5 protein-coding genes are annotated in these 23180 nt (G+C 64.0%); all 5 read right to left on the bottom strand.

The genetic code is table 11. The annotated features are described in order from the left end of the window. Positions 1 to 5: 5 nt before the first annotated feature. Genes CAF63_RS20325 through CAF63_RS20305 form a run of 5 tightly spaced genes read right to left on the bottom strand, consistent with a single transcriptional unit; the run spans position 6 to position 23103 of the window. Entirely contained in the window at positions 6 to 212 is a 207-nt protein-coding gene (locus tag CAF63_RS20325) for an MbtH family NRPS accessory protein (protein ID WP_011333696.1), read from the bottom strand. Next, on the bottom strand, positions 205 to 894 hold the full coding sequence (locus CAF63_RS20320) for a hypothetical protein (RefSeq protein ID WP_085688168.1): 690 nt from the start codon (positions 892 to 894) through the stop codon (positions 205 to 207). The genes CAF63_RS20325 and CAF63_RS20320 overlap by 8 nt, the downstream gene beginning before the upstream one ends. Beyond that, positions 891 to 9989 carry a non-ribosomal peptide synthetase gene (locus CAF63_RS20315; RefSeq protein ID WP_085688166.1) on the bottom strand — a complete coding sequence of 3033 codons (9099 nt, stop codon included), beginning with the start codon at positions 9987 to 9989 and terminating at the stop codon, positions 891 to 893. Before CAF63_RS20315 ends, CAF63_RS20320 begins: the two co-directional genes overlap by 4 nt. Beyond that, complete coding sequence (locus tag CAF63_RS20310) at positions 9986 to 14098, bottom strand: non-ribosomal peptide synthetase (protein ID WP_085688164.1); 4113 nt, start codon at positions 14096 to 14098, stop codon at positions 9986 to 9988. Before CAF63_RS20310 ends, CAF63_RS20315 begins: the two co-directional genes overlap by 4 nt. Beyond that, the gene (locus CAF63_RS20305; RefSeq protein ID WP_085688162.1) at positions 14095 to 23103 is read right to left on the bottom strand and encodes a non-ribosomal peptide synthetase; all 9009 of its coding nucleotides are present in this window, start codon (positions 23101 to 23103) and stop codon (positions 14095 to 14097) included. Before CAF63_RS20305 ends, CAF63_RS20310 begins: the two co-directional genes overlap by 4 nt. Positions 23104 to 23180: the final 77 nt, after the last annotated feature.

Here is a 23180-nt window from a genome sequence, read left to right as displayed (position 1 = left end):
CTTTTTTATTGGAACGACACCGATGACTGCTCGCGCAGCGAACGCGGGCGCATGTCGATCCAGTGTTCGTTGATGTAATCCAGGCAGACCTGGCGCTCACCGCGCATCCCCGCTTCGCTCCAGCCGCTGGCCATCGGCTTGCCCGCCGGCCACAGGGAATACTGACCCTGGGCGTTGATCACCACATCGAATTGCAGTTGTGCGTCATTCATGTCGTTCTCCTGTTGAACGGGGTTGCAGCGTGGCCAGGCTTTGCTCGAGCCCGGCGGCGAGTTGATGCAATACGGCATTTCGCTGTTCATCGGTTTGCGCGCAAGCCCCGACGTAAACCCGCACGGATGCCCCGCAAATCTCCGCGCAAGTGTCTGCGTCGTCGTCCGCGAAGGCCCGAGCCGACACCTCCGCATTGGCGCTGGCATGGGCCTGGGCAAACGCCATGGCGGCGGCCTCGGTATTCAGTTGCGCGTAGTACTCGGCGAACGCCTCGGCATCGCCGAAGTGCTCGGCAATCATGGCAGTGTTGGCCGGTGCGAGGCCGTAAGTCAGCGCACTGGCGTGGGCCTTGGCGTAAGCGGCGTCGTAGTCGTAGGCCTTGCGATACAGCGTCAGCAACACCGGTTTGAGCGTGGCCCGCCACTCGCCCTGACGCCCGATCACGCCGAGCGCCGCCCGCTGATGCAGGCTTTGCAACGCGAGCAGCGCCTGCTGATGCTCCGGCAAGGCTTCGCCGAGCATCGGCATGACCACGTTGGCCTGCCAGAGATGAAACAGCTGAAACGGCACCTGTCCCCGGACTCGGCTCAAGCGCAGACGCAAGGCCTCGTCCGGTTCGACTTCACACAGCACCTTGGTCAGGGCCAGCCACCATTGCGGCATCAAGGTCGGTTCGTTCATGGCGCTGGCTCATCCGTACCGATAACTTCGGCCAACAACCGCGCCCAGCGGCCCGCCACGATGCCGTAGTGATCGGTGTCCAGGGTTTGCCAGCTGCGTAACTGCGGCAGCAAGGCCTGCCAGTTGCGTTGCAGGTCATCCGGATTCCAGTCGCTGCCCAGCCCGTAAGGATTGGCATGCCCGGCGCTGAAAAGCCGCACCGCCGTGGTCGCCAGCGCCGGCGGCTGAAAGGCGATCATGCTGGTCATGTTATTGCGACAGCACACCGTCAACCGTTGCAGATACGCCTGGCGCTCCTCGGCCATGCCCTGCCCTTCGATCGCCGGCCAGCGCTGGGCAAACTCACGCTGGAACACCTGCTCGATGGTCTGCTCGTCGATGCCGGCCAGTTCCGCGCCGGCATCTGGCGCGGGCGGATCGATCAGGTACAACAACGGTTGCCTGAAACCATCAGCCTGGGCCTGATGACATAGCGCCTGCGCCACCCATGCACCGAACGACCAACCGGCCAGACGCCAAGTGCTGCCGTGCGGAAGATGGGCCCTGATCGCCTCCAGATACCAACGTGCACGTTCGCCTACGCTGATGTTCGGCAACTGCGGCAGGCGCAGCGCCGGGTCGGCGATCACGCACACGCCCAGTTCCGCCGGCAGCGCCGAGACCAGTTCCCGATAGGCCTGAACATCGCCGCCCACCGGGTGGATCAGGTACAGCCAGTCGCGGCCGTCACCGGCATGCCACTGATCAATCCGCACCGCGTCGTGCCAGCCGTGTGGTGTTACGGCGGCCGCCTCTTCAACCGCGGCGGTCGAGACCAGCCCCAGCACCTCGCTCAGGCTGACTTTGTGGCTGAATTGCGACAGCTGGAACACCTCACCGGTGGCTGCTTGCAGTTCGTCGATCAGATCGAGCAGCGTCAGTGAATCCGCGCCGAGGTCGTACAGCGAGTCGTCATCTGCCAGCTCGGCCACACCGAGCCACTTGCACAAGCACTCACGCAAACGCGTCGAAAGATCCACGCCCTTCGGCGCCTCGACCACTGCGGCCACAGCACCGTGGCGAACCGGATAAAACCGCCGCGCCGTGTCAATGCCGGTGGTGGAGATCAGCAGTTGCGGCAACTGCGTCGCCATCGCCAGATCGAACACCCGACAGCCCTCTTCGGCCGACAACCCTACCGTCAGATGCTCCAGGTGCGCGGCGTCTGCACCGTTGCTGGTGGTGGCCATGCCGATGTCGCGCCAGATGTCCCAGTTGATCCCCAAACGCAGGCAAGTGTCGGCGGGGTTCGGGCGATAGCGGGTGAAACCGTCGAGCACTCCGCTGGCCGCCGCGTAATCCAGATGCCCCGCGCCACCGAACAGTGCCGACATCGACGAGCAGTACAGGACAAAACCCGGCTTCAGGTGATCGATCAAGGCCTCGACCGCCAGCATGCCGCGAGTCTTGGCCGCCATGGCCTCGGCCATTTGCCGGGCATCGCGGTGACGAATCAGGCTGCCCGCACCGACGCCCGCCGTATGAATCACCCCGCTCAGGCGACCGTAACGAACGGCCAGTTGATCGAGGATCTGCGGCCAGCGCGGCAGGTCGGCGATGTCCGCCTTGATGCAATCGATCCGCGACGCGTAAGCCGCCAGTGACTCAGGCAATTGCCCTTGGCGCGAGATCAGGACCACACGGCGCGCGGGTGCCTTTAGCAGGTGTTCGCACAAGGTCCGACCGATGCCACCGCTGCCGCCCAGTACCAGAAACGTGCCGTCTTCTGGGAGAAGTCCAGTTGTGGTTGTTGGGCCGGTCAATGGCTGAGGTAGCAAGCGTGGCTGCCACAAGTAACCGTCGCGCACCGCCATTCGCCGAGGCAACGAAACAGGATCGGCAAGCAACGCTGCCAACTCGCCGGCCTGCGCTTCAATTCGCGACGACGGCAAATCCAGCCAGTGACAACGCACCGGGTACTCCTGCGGCACCACTTCGGTGATGCCGGCCAGTGCTGCCAGCTCGGGACGTTGCACTTCGCCGTCCACCGGGCAGGCCTGCCACGACATCAACCACAAGCGCAGACGGGTCGTGCGCGCGGTCTGCCCCCAGGCCTGCATCAGCGCGCTGACCGTGTCCAGACAGGCCCATTGCGCCAGATCCAGCGATTGCTCGTTGACCGCGCCCGACACCGCCAACGGCAAGGCATGCAGCCAGTCGAGTTCGCCGAGGACAGATTCTGCAACTTCGGCGAGCAACCGGGTCAGGGCTTCGGTGTCCAGAGGATCAAGCTCGAAACGGTCCGGGCTCAAGCGTTTGAAGCCATTACCGGCGCGCACTTGAATCACGCGTCGATAGACAGTGTTCAGGCTCGCCAGCAAGGTCGATTCCGGCACCTCATGGCTGCACAGAATCAGCACCTCACGGGATCCCGCCGTCGCTGTCGCGCTCAGACGTTGGGTGCGTACCCACTGGCGCTGGTGAAACCAGTCCGCTAGCGGTTGTCGCTCAAGGGCTGGCGCATCAGTTTCGGCAGCTACAGCGGTTTGGAAACGATACGGCTGAAGATCGAACGACGACGGCGGCAAATCCCAGGGCGGTGGTGCCGAGCGTTGCGGCCACTGGATAATCACGCCTTCGTACCAGGCGTCCAGCAGTTCCTGCGGTGATTGATCACGCGAGATCAAATGCGCACTTGAGACCGTGACCTCCTTGATCGCTGTTGGCTGCAACGGAATGTCGTCACCCGGCTGGCAGACCATCGCGAAGCGCCAGCGCAGTTGCCGACGACCTGATTGCAAGTGCCGCAGCAATGCGGTGTGCTGCTCCGGATTGGTTTGCAAATATTCGCGAATCAACGCGATATCGCGCAGCAACTCCGCTCGGCTGTGAGCCGAAATCATCAGCAACGGCAGCGTTTCCTCGACCCCTTCCTGAGCCTTCGGTGCAGCACCAACGATGACATGCGCATTGGTCCCGCCAATCCCGAAACTGCTGACACCGGCCAGTCGCCGCCGTCCTTGCGGCCATGGCCGTGACGTGGTCGGCACGTAGAACGGCGAATGCTCCAGATCGATCTGCGGGTTGATCCGGCCAAAACCGAGGTTCGGTGGCAGCACGCCATGGAACACCGCGAGACTGGCACGAATCAGCCCGACCACCCCCGCCGCCGCGCCCAGATGTCCGATCTGGCTTTTCACCGAAGCCAACGCGCAACTGCCAGCCGGCGCCTCGCCGAAAGCCTTGGTCAGCGCCGCGACTTCGATCGGATCGCCCAGCAAGGTGCCGGTGCCGTGGGCCTCGATGTAGCCGATGTCGGCACCGGTCAACCCGGCCCGGTTCAAGGCGTCGCGGATGACCGCGCTCTGTCCCGCCACTGACGGTGCGGTGTAACTCATCTTGGCCCGGCCATCGTTGTTCAACGCCGAGCCTTCGAGCAGCGCATAGATCCGGTCGCCATCGGCCCGTGCCTTGGCCAACGGTTTGAGCACCACCACCCCGTAACCGCTGGCACCGAGGGTGCCGCTGGCGTCGTCGCTGAATGGACGACACAGACCGTCGGCGGAGAAGATGTGCTGCGAGCGATGGCGGTAACCCTCGGTCAGGGTCGGATCGATCAGCACCCCGGCCGCGAGCATCACGTCGCTGTCGCCCTGCCGCAACATCGAACTGGCCAGGTGCACGGCGATCAGCGAACTGCCGCAAGCGGCTTGCACGCTCAGGGCCGGGCCGTTGAGGTCCAAGTGATACGCGGCTTTGGTCGCCAAAAAATCCTTGTCGTGATGCAGCGCCAGTTGAAAACCGTCCGGCAAATCGTCGTCGGCGGTTTCGCGCAGCATTTGCTGGAAGTACGTGGTTTCGCCGCAACTGGCGATCAGACCGATGCGCGGACCGTCCGCCGAAGGGACGATGGCCGCGTGTTGCAGGGCCTGTACGCAGGCCATCAGCAGATGCCGCTGTTGCGGGTCCATCAGGCGCGCTTCCTGGCGGCTGATGCCGAAGTACTCGGGATCGAAATCGAGCATGCCCGCCAACTGACTGCGGGCGCCGACCAGCCCCTCGTCGGCAGCAAAGTGCTCGATGCCCAACTCATTGCCTTGCACCATCGCCCAGAACTCCGACAGGTTCTGTGCCCCGGCCACATTGACCGCCATGCCGATGATCGCCATCGGCTGGTGACCTGCATCAGTTTGCCGTACCTGCTGCGCCGCTGCCGCCGGCGCCTTCGACAGGTGCGCCGCCAGACGCCGCACCGTGACGTGTTCGAACAGGTCGGCCATCGTCACCTTGTGCGGCAGCTCTTCGGCGTAACGGCCATGCAAACGCATCAGGCCGAGGCTGGTGGCGCCGGCCTCGAAGAAGGTCTGCTCCGGCTCGATGTCACGACCGATGACGACCTGAAACAACTCGCCCAGTTGCCGCTCCAGCGCACTCAATTGAACAACCGGTTGTGGCGTGCTGCGCCGCTCCAACGCCTCGCCCAGGTTCGGCAAGGCCTTGCGGTCGATCTTGCCGCTGGGGGTGCGTGGCCAGCGGTCGATCCGTCGGTATTCATCGATCCGCACATGGGCTGGCAGCAACCGCGCCACCTGACGATCCAGCGCTTGCGACGTTGCAGGTTGGCCATCGAGTTGCAGCCAGGCGATCAGCCGTGGCGGATCGGCCTGAACCGCCACCACCGCGTTGACCACTTCCGGCACCTGCATCAGCGCCGCCTCGATCTGCCCCAGCTCCAGACGATGGCCGCTGAGTTTGATCTGCTGATCGTCCCGTCCCAGGTAATGCAGGCAGCCTTGGGCATCGGCCCACGCCAGATCGCCGGTGCGGTAGTACAAACAGCCGTCTGCCAGCTCGACAAACCGAGCGGCGTTCAGGGCAGGATCTGCCAGATAGCAACGGGCAACCATCGGCCCGGCCACCAGCAGATAGCCGCGACTGCCGATCGGCACCGGGCGGTCATGCTCATCGACCAGCAGCAACCGCGCATTGCCGACGGCATGGCCGATCGGCGCGCGCAACGGCCAGTCCCGCGCCACGGGCGGCAGGCGCAAGGCGCTGACCACGTGGGTTTCGGTCGGACCGTAGTGGTTGAACAGCGAGGCCTGCGGCATGCCGCCGAACCAGTTGCGCAATGCGTCGGTGCAGAGCAACTGCTCGCCGGCCGTGATCACCTCACGCAACGCCGACGGATAAATGCCACGGGCCACGGCGGTTTGCGCCAGATGCTGCAGGGCCACGTACGGCAGGAACAGCCGCTCGATCCGCGCCTCGACCATGTAATCCAGCAACGCTTCGGCATCCTGACGCCAGCGCGGCGTGATCAGGTGATAACAACCGCCGCCGCACAGGGTGCTGAAAATCTCCTGGAACGACACATCGAACGACAGCATCGAGAACTGCAGCGTTACCGCTTTCGCTGGCAACTGCCCTTCGGTGCGCTGCCATTGCAGCAGGTTGCACAGGGTGCGCTCTGACACTTGCACACCTTTGGGCGTGCCGGTGGATCCGGAGGTGAACAGCGTGTACAGCGGCCGCTCGCCGGCGTGGCGCGGACGCTCGAACGCTTCGGCATCGGCGTGAAGATCGATCCGATGCGTGGCGAATCGTCCGGCGTTCAGGTCGTCCAGCGCGGCCGCCGTCGTGTCGCTGAACAGCACACAATGCGGCTGTGCCTGTTCCAGCACCTGACGCTGGATCGCCACCGGATAAGCAGGATCCAGCGGCACGGCGGTCAGGTTGAGTTTGGCCAGCGCCAGCAAGGCGACGATATGTTCCACCGAGGCATCGAGGAACAGCACGACATGCGGCGGCGCGTTCCCGGCTGGCACCGGATGACGCTCGATCAGGGTAGCCGCCAGAGTATTGGCCTGCGCATTCAGCTCGCTGTAGGTGAGACGGTGCTGCCCTTGAACCAGCGCAATCGCCTCAGGTGAGCAATGCACTTGATGCTCGAACCCGTCCGCCAATGTGTTGAACGGCAGCGCAATCTGCGGACCTTCGCTGGCCGGTGGCAGGCTGCGTCGATATGGACCGAGCAAATCATCGAGCCTGGCCGTCGGGCTTTCCAGCAACAAATCGAGACCTCGGCGGAACAGCGCGTTCACCGCCCCCATCTGTTTGGCATCGAAATAGCTGCACTGATATTCCCACCAGCATTCCAGTTGCGAACCGCTACCCACCATCAACAACGTCAGCGGGCACTTGGCGTGCAGCTTCTCGTTGAATTCCAGCGTGGCGCGCAGGCTGGAATCGGTCAGCGCCGCGTAATCGGTGTTCTCCAGCACAAACATGAAATCGAACAGCAACGGGCTCGACGACAGCCGCAGGTCTTCCACCAGATCCGCCAGCGCCACGTCCTGCAACGCCAGCACTTCGCGCACGGTGGCGGTCTGCTTGCGCAACTGCTCGCTCAGGGGCAATGCGTTTTCAACGACGGTGGGGATCAGCACCGTGTTGGCAAACATGCCGACGGTGTCTTCGAACTCCGCCAGCGGCCGGTTGGACACCGGGCTGGCGATCCGTGGCCGCTCGCACCCGGTCAGGGCGTACAGGCTCCAGGCGAAGACACTGAACAGCACTTCGAAACGGGTCAGTCGTTGTTGCGTGCAAAAACGTTCGAGGGCCGCGCTGCGCAGGGTGCCCAAGGGTTCCCGGTGCAACCGCGCGTCGGGGCTGATTTCGCGCATCGGCATCAATGCAGGCGACGGTTCTTCCTGGCGACGATGTAACTCGGCGAGTGCGCGGCGCTGGTCGCGATAATGCGGATCGACGCTCCACTGCCGTTGCCACTGGCCAAACTCCAGCGTCGTCAATCGGGCAGCTGACGGCGGGCTGTCGTGGCCTTGCAGGACATCGGTGTAAAGCTGCGTCAGATCGTCAAACAACAGATTCACCGACCAGCCATCGACGATGATGTGATGCAAGTTCAGCAACAATCGGCAGCTGCCATCGGCGAACGGCAACAGCCAGGTCTGAAACAGGTTGGGCGTGGTCAGGTCGAACGGCGCGGCGAACACCAGTTCGGCGAAGGCCTGCCAGTTGTCCTCGGTGAAATGCCCGACTGCGAAGGTGCGACAGGTCGAACCCTGATCGGCGATGACTTGATCTAGCCCGTCGGCACCCGCCGCAAATGCAGTGCGCAATCCCGGATGGCGCAGCACCAGACGCCCAACGGCCTCCGCCAGCGCCGCGACATTAACGCCCGCCGCCAGATGCAGAATCAGCGGCACGCTGTAGGCGGTCGAGGCCGGCGAGCGTTGCTGCAACAGCCACAGGCGGCGCTGTTCGGCAGTGGCCGGCAGGCGTTTGGCGCTGCTGATTGAGGGTGCTGGTGGATAAATCGAATAGTGATTCCGTTCATCGGTCAGTTGTTCGGCCAGTAACGAGAAAGACTCGTTGAGCAACGCGTCGATAGCGATCTCGCGCTGCCAACGAACACGGATTGCCGAACGCAGGCGCATGGCCTTGAGCGAATCGCCGCCGCTGCCGAGCCAGTCATCCTGAGCGCTCAGGGCGGGTTGGCCGAGCAGCGCGCGGGCCTGACTCAGCAACCACTCCAGCGCCGGTGAAGCATTGTCGTTATCCGTAGCCGCCAGGACTGGGTGCCACGGACTCAACCCCTGCGCCAGCAACCCGTCGCGATCAATTTTGCCATTGGCCGTCAGCGGCAGACGCTCCAGAAGAAACAACTGATGCGGCCGCATATACGGCGCCAGTTGTGCCCGCAGATGGTTTTCGAAGGCGTGATAGTCCAGATCCCCGCGAGGCACGATGAACGCCAGCAACTGATGATCCTCCGCCGCCTGCCGCCGCGTGCAGACGTACACCTGCGCCACGCCCGGATACTCCAGCAGCCGTTGCTCCACCTCCCCCGGTTCGATCCGGAAGCCGCGAATCTTCACCTGCCGGTCGACCCGCCCCAGGTACTCGATCAAGCCTTCGGCATTGCGCCGCACCAGATCACCGGTGCGGTAATGCACCTGCGCACCCTCGTCGAGGTCGGGCAAACGAACGAATTGGCGGGCGGTTTCTTCGGGCCGGTTGCGATAACCCCGTGCGACACCGCTGCCACTCAAATACAGCTCACCCACCTCGCCCGCCGGCACCGGCCGTTGTTGCTCATCCAGCACCCACACACCGGTGTCCGGCAACGGTCGGCCAATGGGCGCCGAGTCACCGGCAAAGTCGCGGCTGATGGGCCAGCACAAGGCAAACGTGGTGCACTCGGTCGGGCCGTAAACATTGAAAATCCGGCAGCGGCTCTCAGGATTGACCCGATACCATCCGCGCACGGCAGCGGCGCTGATCTGCTCACCGCCAATCAGCACCTGCCGCACGCTGGAAAAGCACGACGGCCACTCGGCAATCAACGTGTTGAACAGCGACACCGTCATGAACAGGTTGTCGACCCGCGTTCGCTCAAGCACTTCCGCCAGACGTCGCGCGTCCAGCACGTCCTCGTCGGCAATCATCACGCAGCAACCACCGTTGAGCAGCGGCGCCCACAGTTCGAAACTGCAGGCGTCGAACGCCGGATTGGACAGACAGGCAAACCGGTCCGCCGGGCGAATCTCGATATAGCCGTCGGTGTGCGCCAGCCGCAGCAAGCCGCGCTCGCCCACCTCGACCGCTTTCGGCGTGCCGGTGGTGCCCGAGGTGTAGAAAAGGAACATCACCTCGGCAAAATCTTCGGCCAGTGTTTGCGGCGGAGCGTCCGGCTGATCGAGCAAGGCCTCGACGCTGGTTTGCCACAACGAGGGCGACCAATGCGGTTCTTCATCCAGGGTAATCAGGCCGACACACGCCGCATCCGCCAACATCAACTCCCGACGTTTGCGCGGGCTGGCCCGATCCAGCGGCACCACCACCGCACCGACTTTCAGCGCACCGAGAATCGCCGCCAGCCATTGCCATGAACGCGGCATGCACAAGGCCAGCGACTGGCCGGGCTCGACACCACGCGTCAGCAATCCTCGGGCGATACGTTCGCTGGCGCTGGCCAGTTCCGCATAAGTCAGAGTGAGCGACTGATCGATCACTGCCGGGGCTTGCGGATTGCGCCGCACTTGCTCGGCAAAACGCGCGAGCAATGGCCTGTCATTGGATGCACTCATCATTTCGCCTCCTGCGCGTCGAAGCGTTGCAGCTCCCGACGGATGATTTGCGAGACCCGATGGATTTCCGCGCTTTCGAGCATGTCCCAGTGCCCGCCGCTGACCAGTTTCGCCAGATAGCCGTGGCCTGCGCGGCGACGCCAGAAGCCGCGCAGTTCATGCAATTGATGGCGGCTGAAATCTTCTCGCGCCTGGATCAGCACCACGCGACCGGCGCGCGGCGCGCACTCATAGGCGGCCATGGCCAGGCGGTTGTGGTTGTAGATGTTGAAGTAGCGTTCGACCTGCGCGTCTTCGATGCCGGGGTACATGCCATTGAAACGCACCAGTTTGTCGCGAAACTCGGCCATGTCCACGGTGCCGATCTGCGCGCGAAAACCCGGATCGTCGCTGCCCTGGGTGTCGAGCAGCACCACCGTCACCTGACGATGCCCCGCCGCCGTCAACCGCCGCGCCATTTCATAGGCCACCAGGCCGCCGAACGACAGCCCGGTGAGGATCAGCGGTTGCTGCGTCAGCGGTTCGATCTGGCGCAAGTAAGCCTCGGCCATCGCTTCGACCGTCGGCTCGGTGCTCTCCCCCGGATTCAGCCCCGGCGATTGCACCCCGTACACGCCGGTTTCATCCGGCAGCACCTTGGCCAGCGACAGGTAACAGAACGCCGTGCCGCCCGCCGGATGAATGCACACCACGTTGTGCTGACCGCTGCCGCGCCGGAATTCGATCAAGTTGCTCTGGGCCAGCGCCGGATTGGCCCCGACCCGCAGCCAACCACCCAGCGCTTCGATGGTCGGGTAGCTGAGCACCACGCGCACCGGCACTTCTACTGCAAACTGCTGGCTGATTTCATGGGCCATTTTGATCGCGGCGATCGAGGTGCCGCCGACATTGAAGAAGTTGTCACGAATGCCTATCTGCGGCGCCAGCAACAGGCTTTTCCAGATCTGGTACAGCGCCAGTTCGATGTGGTCGCGCGGGCTGCTCAGGTTGACCTGACGGTTGACCATCTCTTCATCCGCCAATGCCGTCAGCGCGGCACGGTCGACTTTGCCATTGGCGGTCAGCGGCAAGGCGTCGAGCCACAGATAGCTGCCGGGGATCACCGCTCTGGGCAGGGTTGTCGCCAGATGGGCGTGCACCGCCGCTTCATCCACGAGGTTGGCCACCACGCAACAAGCCACCAGCCGCTGATCCTGCGCTGCTTCACCGACCATCAACACCACGGCGCTGCGAATGCCGGGAAACGCTTCGAGCCGGGCTTCGATCTCGCCCAGCTCCAGGCGTACGCCGCGCAACTTGACCTGAAAATCGTTGCGACCGAGAAACTCCAGCTGGCCGTCCGGGCGATAACGCGCCAGATCGCCGCTGCGATAGAGCCGATCGCCTGCCACAAACGGGTTGTCGATAAAGCGCTCGGCACTCAGTTGCGCCAGCCCCAGATAACCCCGGGCCACGCCCACGCCGCCAATGTGCAGATGCCCGGTAACGCCCACCGGCACCGGCTCATCGCGGTCATCGAGTACGTAAAAACGGTTGTTGGCAATCGGCCGACCGATCGGCAGTTGCCGGGCCGGCACCTCGGCGCCGGGCTCCAGGGTCCAGATGCTGTTGATCACCGTGGTTTCGGTCGGGCCGTAGACGTTGTGCAGTCGCGCATGGGGCAGGCGCTCCTGAAAACGCCGGGCCAGGGCTGGCGGCAGTTCACCGCCGCCGCTGAACACATCGGTCAGCGACGTGCACTGGCTGACCTCGTCCACCTCCAGAAACAGCTGCAACATCGCCGGCACGAACACCAGCGCCGTGACCTGCTGCTCGCCTACCTCACGCGCCAGATACGCCGGTTCGTAATGCCCGCCGGGCCGTGCGATCACCAGCCGTCCGCCAGTTGCCAGCGGCCAGAAGGTCTCCCAGGCCGAGGCATCGAAACCGAACGGGATCTTGTGCAGCATCGCCCCCGCCTCGCCGCAGACCTGCAAACACCACAGCAGCAGATTGCTCAAGCCACGATGCGCGACCATCGCGCCCTTGGGCAGCCCGGTGGTGCCCGAGGTGTAAATCACGTAGGCGAGATGGTCCGGGGTGACGCCGACATGGCGCGGATCAAGATTGTCCGCCGCCAACGACGCCCAGCTCGCGGCATCTTGTTCAAGGTCGAGGATCGGCGCTTCCCAGTTCGAACCCTGCACGGCCTGACGCAAGATTGCATGCGCCGAGCCAAGCGTCAGCAACACCGCCGGCGTGCTGTCGCCGAGCATATGACTCAGGCGTCCCAGCGGATAATCCGGATCCAGCGGCACGTAGGCGCCACCGGCCTTGAGCACCGCCAGCAGCGCCACCGGCAATTCCAGCGAACGCTCGATGCACACCGCCACGCGCACGTCCGGGCCGACGCCCAACGTGCGCAAATGCCGCGCCAACCGGTTGGCTTGGGCATTGAGTTCGGCGTAGCTCAGGGAATCGCCCTCGAACACCACCGCGCAGGCCTGAGGGTTGCTCGCGGCCTGCGCTTCGACCAGTTGATGCACGCAGGGCGCTGCTTGCGTCAGCGGCGCGGTGCGGTTGAAGTCCACCAGCACCTGCTGACGCTCAGCTTCGTTCATCAACGGCAAGGCATTGATCGGTTGCTTGGCATCAGCGGCGATCTGTTCGAGCAAGTGACGGTAGTGTCCGCTCAGGCGTTCGATGGTCGCGACGTCGTAAAGGTCGGTGTTGTATTCCACCAGCAGGTCCAGCCGCCCTTCCCGCTCGACCCATTCGAACGCCAGATCGAACTTGGCCGTGGCGCTGCTGGTGCCATACGGCGCCAGTTCCAGACCCGGCATCTGCACCGCGCTGCCCGGCGTGTTCTGCAACACCAGCATCGCCTGGAACAACGGCGAATGACCGGGATCGCGCGGCGGGTTCACGGCTTCGACCACGCGGTCGAACGGTACGTCCTGATGGGCGTGGACGTCGAGCATCTGGCCGCGCACCTCGCGCAACAGTTCGGCGAAGGTCTGCTGCGGATTCAGGCGCTGACGCAGCACCAGCGTGTTGACGAAATGGCCGATCAGCGGCTCGACTTCCGGGCGATTGCGGTTGGCGAACGGTGTGCCGATGCACAGATCCTGCTGACCGCTGTGGCGCCACAGCAACACCGCCAAAGCGCCGAGCAGCACGTTGAATAGCGTGCCCTGGGTCTGCCGGGCCAGCGCCGTGAGTTCGCGCAAGGTGCCGCCATCGACCGAGGAGCTGAAAGTGGCGCCGACATAACGCTGCACCAACGGCCGCGGCCGGTCGGCGGGCAAGGTCGACAACAGCGGTGCGTCGCCCAGCGTACGACGCCAGTAATCGAGCTGAGCGTCCAGCACCGCACCGCCCACACGTTGTTGCTGCCAGCAGGCATAGTCGGCGTACTGCACCGGCAGCGGCGCAAGTGACGGGGTTTCGCCCCGCACATAATCGCCGTACAACGTGGCCACCTCCTGCAGGATCACGCCCATCGACCAGCCGTCGGCGATGATGTGATGCACGCTGTACAGCCACAGATGCTCGTCGTCGGCCACACGCAATAGCGACGCCCGCAGCAAGGGTCCGGTGGCCAGATCGAACGGCGCCCGGGCGTCCTGTTCGACGGCGAATCGCACTTGCTGCTCACGCTCGTTGCCAGGCAACTGGCGCAAATCCGTCACCGACAACGACAGCCGCATCGACGGATGCACCACCTGACGCGGTTCACCGTCGACCTTGCAAAACGTCGTGCGCAGGACTTCGTGGCGAGCAACCAATTCGTTCAGCGCTCGTTCCAACTGCGCCACGTCCAGCCGTCCCTTGAGCGTCACCGCCGTGGGCACGTTGTAGAACGGGTTGCCGGGTTCCAGTTGATCGAGAAACCACAGTTGCCGCTGCGAGAACGACAACGGCCAGGACGCGTGCGCGCCAGCACGGCGCGGAATCGACGCGTCATCGTGCCCGCCGAGCAAGGCGATCAGTTCCTGTTTGTGACGCTTGAGCGCCTGGGTCAGTTCTTCGGTGAGAAACCCGCGCGGCGCCTTGCAGCGCAGTCTGTCACCGTCCACTTCGAGCACTACGCCATGGCGAGCGAACAACGCCAGCAATTGATCGGCATTCATACTTCGAACTCCTCCATGTCTTCGTCGTCCAGGCTTGCGGTCACAGGTTCGATGGCAAATGCCTCGACCGGCGCGCGGTGCTGTTCATCGTCCGTGCGCAACCCGCCGATCATCGAGTAGATCAATTCGTGACTCGGCCCGAGGTCGAACAGCGCCGTCAGTTGTTGCTCCTCGACCGAACCGATGCCGCACAGGCCCAGACCGTGTTCGACGGCGGTCATGCTCAGCAACTGGGCCATGGCGCCGCTTTCGATGTGGCAGAAGTCGCGGCTGCGCTCGCCGTACAGCGGGCGGATCGCGGCCATGTCGGCGATAAAGAACAGCGAGAACGCGGCGTTTTCGTACACCGGGCGATTGACGAAATAGTCGTAGGTGTCCGGGTCGAGCAGTCCGCTCTGGAGCGCCAGCAAACGATGTTGGCGAGGGTCGTAGTAATACGCGCCACCGGGTACGCCGAGCACGCGATCCGCTTTGACGTAGAGGTACGCCTGAATCGGGTAAAGGCCACCCGCCGACGGGAACTGGTATTTCACTTCGCCGTCGAGTTGCCCCTGGGCCAGCGCCGCCAGTACATGGGCGAAGGCCTGGGTGGTGATCGGTTGCAGATCGTATTGACGCACCGAGCGGTAATCGCTCAAACGTCGGGCGAAGGCAGGGTCCTGCGGCAGATCCAGCGCGAGGGCCGGCAAGGCTTGAGCGAAGTCGCGGCGCCCACGCTGTTCGGCCTTGAACTGCGCCCGCTGCTGTGGATCCTCGATGATGTCCTGCACGGGCTCCGGAGCCTGCTGAACATTGCCTAGCAGATCCTGACGCGCCCGATTCTGTCGATACATGCCGAGCAGATGAAGCAACGTTGGCTGGGCCAGCAGTTGCGCCACGTGCGGGCGGAACTGCAAGGCACTGGACAAGGCGTTGCTGATCCGGACGATATCGATCGACGTTGCGCCGAGGTTCAGCAGATTGGCGTTGGCGGCAATGGAATCGCGCTTGAGCACGTCCTGCACGATCTCCACCAGCCGCTGTTCCTGCGGGCCCTCGACTTCCAGCGCCGGCCCTTGTTCCTCGATTTGCTCCGGTTCCGGCAGGCGTTTCTTGTCGACCTTGCCGTTGGACGACAACGGCCACGCTTCAACGAAAGTGAACGACGACGGAATCATGTAGGCCGGCAGTTTGTCGCTCAGGTACGCGCTGAAATCGCTGGCCTGCAACGCCGGATCGGCCTTGAGCACATAACCCGCCAGACGCTTCTCGCCCAGCGTGCTGCCAAGAATCCGCACCACCGCGCTCTGCACACCGGGATGGCGATTGAGCGCGGCTTCGATCTCGCCCAGCTCGATGCGGTAGCCCTGGACTTTGACCTGATTGTCTTCGCGACCGAGGAATTCTATGTTGCCGTCCGGCAGCAAGCGCCCGAGGTCGCCCGTGCGATACAGCCGCTCGCCGGTCAGTGGATGATCGAAGAAACTGCCTGCGCTGAGTTTTTCGTCGCGCCAGTAACCTTTCGCCAGACCGATGCCGCCGATGTACAACTGGCCCGCGACCCAGGTCGGGCGCACTTGCAGCGCTTCATCCAGCACGTAGAAACGCTGATGATCGAGGGCCTTGCCGTAGGGAATACTGCGCCAGGTCGGATCGACGTGCTGCACCGGATAATAGATCGACCAGATCGACGCTTCGGTGGCGCCGCCCAGACTGATCAACTGCAAATCCGGCTGCAACGCCCAGGCCCGCTCGGGCAGGGTCAACGGAATCCAGTCGCCGGACAGCATCGCCACCCGCAGGCTGGCAGGCAACGTGCCGCCCTCGCCTTCCACGTACTCGACCAACATGCCGAGCAGCGCCGGCACCGAGTTCCACAGGCTGACCTGATGACGCTTGATCAATTCGAGCCAGTGCGCCGGATCGAGGGTCAGTTGCGGGTCGAGGATGACCACCGCCGCGCCCACCGCCAACGTGCCGAAGAAGTCATAGACCGACAGGTCGAAGCTCAGCGACGAGATCGCCAATACGCGGTCGTTCGGACCGACGGCAAAGCGCCGGTTGATGTCGAGCAAGGTGTTGACCGCGCCGCGATGATCGATCACCACACCTTTCGGCTGACCGGTGGAGCCGGAGGTGTAGATCACGTAGGCGAGGTCGCTTTCGTTCACCTGCACCGGTTGCAGTGGCAATGCATCGTTTGAGACTTCATCGGTCACGGTAATGGCCGTGACCCGCGCCGGCCATTCGATCTTGTCGAGCAGCGCCGGTAGGGTCAGGGCCAGACTCGCCTCGGCCCGCTCCAGAATATGCCGCAATCGTTCCGCTGGCTGGGTCGGTTCGATCGGCAGGTAAGCGCCGCCGGCATACAGAATCGCCAGGGTCGCCACCACTTGCTCCCAGCCGCGCTCCATCACCACGGCGACCAAGCGGTTCGGCTGCACGCCCTGCGTTTGCAACCGCGCGCCAAGTTGCCGGGCTTCGTTGCGCAACTGGGCGTATGTCAGTTGTCGCGCGCCGATTACCGCCAATGCATCTGGTGTGGCGAAGGCCTGACGTTCGAACAATTCGTGCATCAATGGCAGCGTTTGCTGATTGTCGACCGGTGCCGGCAACCGCGCCTGCGGCAGCAGTTGTGGCGTGTTTGCGCCCCAGGCCGCCGGCTCGCACAGGCTGTCGAGCAGGGTGTTATAGGCGACGAACATCTGCTCGATCATGCCTTGCGGGAACAGCTCGTCGATGCTGTCCCAGTTGAACAACAGCCGTCCTTCCAGCTCCAGCAACGTGTGGTCGAGCCACACCTGCGGGGTCTGGGTGATGCTGTGCATGTGTTTGGCATTCAACGCATCGGCCAGGTTGAATTCGGCCAGTTCCGGCGCCGCCTCGGACAGCGTGCTGTTGAACACGATCGGCATCGCCGTCTGCTGCACACCCCGGGCCTGGGACAATTCGCGCAGCACCCGCACGCCGCTGACCACCGAATGGTCGATGTCGCGCCACAGCTGCGCCTGCACGGCGCGGGCCTTGTCGGTGAAACTGAGCGCCCCGTCGATGCCGACTTCCAGCAGCACCAGCGAGGTGAAGTCGCCGATGATTTCGTCGACATCGGTGTGCAACGGCATGCGGTTGAACAGCGGCAGGCTCAAGGTGAAACGCGGCGTGCGGCTCCACAGCGCCAGCACTTCGCTGAACGCAGTCAGCAACATCACCGATGGCGTCACCGCAAATTGTTTGGCGACGGCTTTGAGTTGCGTCCACTGCTCGGCCGACATGTCGCGGTCGCGGCGAGTGAAGTGCGGGTTGGCGATGCTTTCAGGTTGGCGCACCAGCGGCAGGTCCGGCGCGGGGGCCAACGTCGTCACCCGTTCACGCCAGTAACCCAGCGCCTGCTCGTAGCGGCGGCCGTTGCGCAGCTGTTGTTCGGCAAGTACGTAGTCGCGGAAAGTCAGGCCCGGTTCCGCCAGCTCCAGCGTCGGATCGACGTAGAAGGCCATGAGTTCGCGCGCGAGAATCTGCGTGCTCGCGGCGTCGACGATCAGCGCATCGAGGCTGATGTGCAGATGGGTAATGCCGTCATCGAGCAACGACAGGCTGAACTCGAACAGCGGCCAGCGACTGGCGTCCAGCACCTGATGGGACTGGCGTTCGCGGGTCGCTTCCAGCGTGCGCTGCGCCACGTCGGCGGGTAAACCGCGCAGATCGCTGCGGGGCATGTGATAAGTCGGCACCTGCGCCAGCACCTGTTGCGTGCCGTCACTGAGGAACACCACGCGCAGCATGTCGTGGCGCATGATCATGCGATTCAGCGCCAGCTCGAAACGCTCGGCGTCGAATTCGGGAATGCGCAGCTCTTCGTAGCCGTGGGCACTGACGCCGCCGAGGCTGACCGTGGCCTCGCGACCGAACCAGTATGCTTGCTGGATATCGGTCAGAGGGAATGGTTCATGTCGATTAGCGCGATCCGGCTCGATCTGGAGGAATGCCGGTTCAACGCTCTGCTCTTCAAGCGAAACCTGCGCCGCCAGATCCAGCAATACCGGCGTCTGGAACAAGCTGCTCAAGGACAGTTGCGCGCCCATGCGCTGGTTGATCGCGTAGATCATCCGCGTCGCCAGCAATGAGTGGCCGCCGAGGTCGAAGAAGTTGTCGTGGATGCCAACCCGTTCGCACTTGAGCACTTCGGCCCAGATCTCCGCCATCTGCCGTTCGGTGTCGTTGCGCGGCGCCTCGTAAGTCGCCCTGGCGCTGCGCTCCGGCGCCGGCAGCGCCTGGCGGTCGAGCTTGCCGTTGCGGGTCAGCGGCAGTTGCGAGAGCCGGACCCAGGCACTCGGGATCATGTGTTCGGGCAACTGGCGTTGCAGTTCGGCACGCAGGAATTCATTGGTCGCGGTGCCGACCACGTAGGCCACCAGACGCTTGTCCCCGGCCACGTCTTCACGCAGCAACACAGCGGCTTCCTGCACACCAGGTTGTTGATGCAACAAGCTGTCGATCTCGCCGAGTTCGATGCGGAAGCCGCGCAGTTTCACCTGTTGGTCGAGGCGTCCCAAATATTGCACGTTGCCGTCGGCCTGGAACTTCGCGAGGTCGCCGCTGCGGTACATTCGCGCGCCCGGCTCGTTGGTGAACGGGTCCGGCAGGAAGCGTTCGGCGGTCAGGTCCGGACGGTTCAGATAGCCACGGGCCAGGCAGGCGCCGGCGATATACAACTCGCCCGCCACACCGACCGGGACCGGATTCAGATGCTCGTCCAGCACGTACAGTCGCGCGTTGGCGATGGGACGACCGATGGGCGGCGCGTCCGGCCAGGATTCGGCCTGGTTGCAGTCGAGGCTGAACTGGCTGACCACATGTGTTTCGGTCGGCCCGTACTGGTTGTGCAATTGCGCGCCACCGAGCCCACGGACAAAACCGCGCAGCTCGTCATTGATTTGCAAGGCTTCACCGGCGGTGATGATCTCGCAGCCGCCGGCCGGCATCGGGGCGTCGGCCTCGGTCAGGCCGGCGAGTTGCTGCAACACGGCAAATGGCAGGAACGCCCGCTGCACGCCTTCGGCCACCAGGGTCGGGCGCAGCGCTGCCAGATCCTTGCGGCTGTCTTCGGTCATCAGCAACAGGCTGCCGCCCTGGCAGAGCGTGCTGCAGATTTCCTGGAAAGAGACGTCGAAGTTCAGCGAGGCGAATTGCAGCACGCGTTGCGGTGCAGTCGCTTGATCGAGCTGCCAGGCGATCAGGTTGTCCAGCGCGCGACGGTTGTGGGCGACGCCTTTGGGTCGCCCGGTGGAGCCGGAGGTGTAGAGCACGTAGCCGAGGTTTTCCGGGCTCACATTGACGTGCGGATCATCAGTCGAGTGTTGCGCCCATTGCGATGCGTCGGTGTCCAGGCGGCAGATTTTCGCCTCGCTGGCCGGCAGCCCGGCCATCAGGCTCGATTGCGTCAGCAGCAGGGTCGGCGCCGCATCGCTAAACATGAACGCCAGACGCTCGCTCGGGTAAGCCGGGTCGAACGGCACGTACGCCGCGCCAGCCTTGAGGATCGCCAGCAGGCCGATGACCATTTGCGGCGAGCGCTCCAGACACAGGCCGACGCGATGCTCGGGGCCGACGCCTTGTTCGATCAGGTAATGCGCGAGGCGATTGGCGGCGCGATTCAGTTCGCCATAGCTCAGTTGTTCGCGGTCGGCGAGCACCGCCACCGCATTGGGCGTTTGCCGGGCGAGGCTTTCGAAACGCGCCACGCAACCGGGCAGTGACGACGTATCCCGCGCGGTGCGGTTCCACTCATGGACGATCTGCTGATGTTGCTCGGCGCTCAGCAGCTTGATTCTGGCCAGCGACTGCTGGCTGTCCTCGATCATCTGCGTCAGCACCCGACGCAGGTACTCGCCGAACTGCTCGACGGTGCGGCGCTCGAACAGGCCCGAGGCGTATTCCAGACCACCGACGATCTGCCCGTCGCGTTCACTGAGCGCCAGTTGCAGATCGAACTTGGCCACGTGATGACTGCTCTCGACCGGCGTGACGTCGAGCCCGGTCAGCAGCAGATCGGAGTCCTGATCCTGCTCCCAGGCAAACAGCACCTGAAATAGCGGACTGTGAGCCAGACTGCGTGGCGGATTGAGCAATTCCACCACTTGCTCGAACGGCAAGTCCTGATGTTCCTGAGCCTCAAGCGCCACCCGCCGCGCCTGTTGCAGCCATTGCGCCACCGACGGCGTACCTGACTGAGTCATGCGCAGCGCGAGGGTGTTGACGAAGAAACCGATCAGCCCTTCCAGCTCCTGCTGCGTACGGTTGGCCGATGGCACGCCGATCACCACATCGTTCTGCCCCGACAGGCGCGACAGCAACAGCGAAAAACCGGCCAACAGAGTCATGAACAGCGTGGTGCCTTGCTGCATGCCCAGGGCTTTCAGCCGTGCGGTCAGAGCGGCGTCGAAGACCAGCGGGACAAAACCACCGAGGTAATCCTGCACGGGCGGGCGCTTGTGATCGGTCGGCAATTCCAGCAATACCGGTGCGCCCGTGAGGGTCTCGCGCCAGTAACGGCTTTGCTGCTCCAGCACGTCGCCGGACAGCCATTGCTTTTGCCACACCGCGTAATCCACGTACTGCACCGGCAAGGGCGGCAGCGGATCGTCGCGATCCAGCAACGCCGCTGCGTACAGCTGACCCAACTCGCGGGTGAGCACGCCCATCGACCAGCCATCGGAGATGATGTGGTGCTGGGTCAGCAACAGCACATGGTCATCCGCCGCCAGCCGCACCAGGCTGACCCGCATCAGCGGGCCCCGACTCAGATCGAACGGTCTGCTGCCCTCCTCGTCAATCAAGCGGCTCAGGCGTTCTTGCGCATCGTGCCCCTGCACATCGGTCACCGTCAGCCGGATGCTGTGCGCCGGCGGCGAGACCAGTTGACGCCCTTCCCCTTCAATGGCGATGAAGGTGGTGCGCAGCGCAGCGTGGCGCGCCACCAGTTGATTGAAGCTGCGTTCCAGTGCCGGCACGTCCAGCGAACCGTGCAAACGCAGGTTCAACGGCATGTGATAGGCAGCGTTGCCACCCTCCATTTGTGCCAGAAACCACAGGCGCTGCTGAGCAGACGACAACGTTTGCGCGCCCGAGCGTTCAAGGACCGTAATGGATGGGCGAGCCGCAGCCTGACTGGCTTGCAGACGTTCGGCGAACTCCTCCAGCACTGGCGCGGCAAACAGCGTCGAAGGCGCGACTTCCAGCCCCAGCGTGTGACGAACCTGCGCCAGCACGCGCATCACCAGCAGCGAGTGACCACCGAGGGCGAAGAACTGATCCTGACGCCCGACCCGCTCGACGCCGAGCACGTCGGCCCAGATCGCGGCGAGCGCGGTTTCCAGCGAGCCCTGTGGGGCCTGGTATTCCTGCTGTTCGAATGCATCGACGTTCGGCGCCGGTAGATTTGGCCGATCAACCTTGCCGTTGGCGGTCAGTGGCAACGCGTCGAGCCGCACGAATGCTGTCGGCACCATGAAGTGCGGCAGGCTGACTTGCAGCTGTTCGCGCAGTGAACGCGGGTTCAGCGCTGCGTCTGGTTTTTCGCAGTAGTAGGCAACCAGACGCGGCTCACCGGGACTGTCCTGGCGCAGCAACACCACGCTTTCTCGAATGCCCGGAATGTCCGCCAGTCGGGTTTCGATTTCCCCCAGTTCCAGACGCAGGCCACGCAACTTGGCCTGGGAATCGTTGCGGCCGAGGAATTCCAGTTGGCCGTCGGCCCGGTAACGCGCCAGGTCACCGGTGCGGTAAAGGCGTTCGCCCGCCTCGAACGGGCTATCGATGAAACGTTCGGCGGTCAGTTGTGGCAGGTTCAGATAACCGCGCGCAACGCCGACGCCACCGATGTACAACTCGCCCGCGCGCCCCTCGGCAACCGGTGCGCCGTCAGCATCAAGCAGATAAATCCGGGTATTGGGCAGTGCCCGGCCGATGGGCAGCACCGTGTCGATCTGGTTGTTTTCAGTGAATTCAAAACAGGTGCTGTCGATGCTCGCTTCGGTCACGCCATAGGCCTGAACGATCTGCACCCGCTCACCGCAGAGTTTGCGCAATTGCCGCGCGCTGTGGGCGGTCCAGATGTCCGAGCCGCAGACCACGGTGCGCAGGAACGACAAGTCATGGCCGGTCTCTTCCACCCACGCCAGCAGCGGATTGAGCAGTGCCGGCACGAAGTCGGCGAAACCGATCTGCGCCTCGCGCATCAGGCGATACAGGGCTGGTGGGTCCATCAAAGTGTCCCGTGGGCAGAGTACCAGCGTGCCGCCAAAACCCAGCGAACGGATCAGGTCCGCGCTGAACACGTCGAAGGAAAAACCGGCCATTTGCAGGTGGTTGATCGGCCCGCCCAAGCCATAGAGCTGCGACCAATCGGCGCTCACGGCGACCAGTCCGCGATGCTCGACCATCACGCCTTTCGGGGTGCCGGTGGAGCCCGAGGTGTAGATCACGTAAGCCAGGTGACGGGGTGTCAGGCCAATAGAGTGAGGAACGAGGTTGTCTGCCGGGAGCGAAGACCAATCAGAGTCGTCGGCCAGATCTAATATCGCGGGGGCAGTCGCCAACTGTTCGAGCGCCGCCCGCAATGCCTCGCGCGCCAAGCCATGGGTCAGCACCACCGGCGGTGCGCTGTCGGCCAGCATGTGCGCCAGCCGCGCCTGCGGATAGGCCGGGTCCAGCGGCACATAGGCGCCACCGGCCTTGAGCACCGCGAGTACGCCGATCAACATCTCCAGCGAACGCTCCAGGCACAGCCCGACCCGCACGTCCGGCCCGACCCCGAGATGGCGCAGGTGATGGGCCAGCCGGTTGGCGCGGGTGTTCAGTTCACGATAACTGAGCGCCTCCTGCTGCCAGCGTGCGGCGATGGCGTCGGGGTTGCGCAGCACCTGCGCCTCAAACAGGCCGTGCACGCACAGGTCTGCATCGAACGGTTTCAACGAGGAAAAGTCGGGCTGCGCGGGATTCGTCCCACGCAAGGAAGTGTTGTCGAGCATTGGAGGCTACCGTCCATGACTACATTATTTTTGTGATCAGGCCGGGACAGAAATGCCCCGCCAGTCAGGCCCCGGCA

The sequence above is a fragment of the Pseudomonas sp. B20(2017) genome, from assembly GCF_002113125.1.
In the GTDB taxonomy this organism is placed as follows: Bacteria; Pseudomonadota; Gammaproteobacteria; order Pseudomonadales; family Pseudomonadaceae; genus Aquipseudomonas.
The sequence above is the reverse complement of the archived record's forward strand: the minus strand, read 5'-3'. Positions and strand labels throughout refer to the sequence as shown.

Excerpts from the sequence above, each read along its gene's own strand:
- CAF63_RS20325 (WP_011333696.1), bottom strand. The coding sequence starts at position 212 with ATGAATGACGCACAACTGCAATTCGATGTGGTGATCAACGCCCAGGGT.
- CAF63_RS20310 (WP_085688164.1), bottom strand. The coding sequence starts at position 14,098 with ATGAATGCCGATCAATTGCTGGCGTTGTTCGCTCGCCATGGCGTAGTG.
- CAF63_RS20305 (WP_085688162.1), bottom strand. The coding sequence starts at position 23,103 with ATGCTCGACAACACTTCCTTGCGTGGGACGAATCCCGCGCAGCCCGAC.
- CAF63_RS20320 (WP_085688168.1), bottom strand. The coding sequence starts at position 894 with ATGAACGAACCGACCTTGATGCCGCAATGGTGGCTGGCCCTGACCAAG.
- CAF63_RS20315 (WP_085688166.1), bottom strand. The coding sequence starts at position 9,989 with ATGATGAGTGCATCCAATGACAGGCCATTGCTCGCGCGTTTTGCCGAG.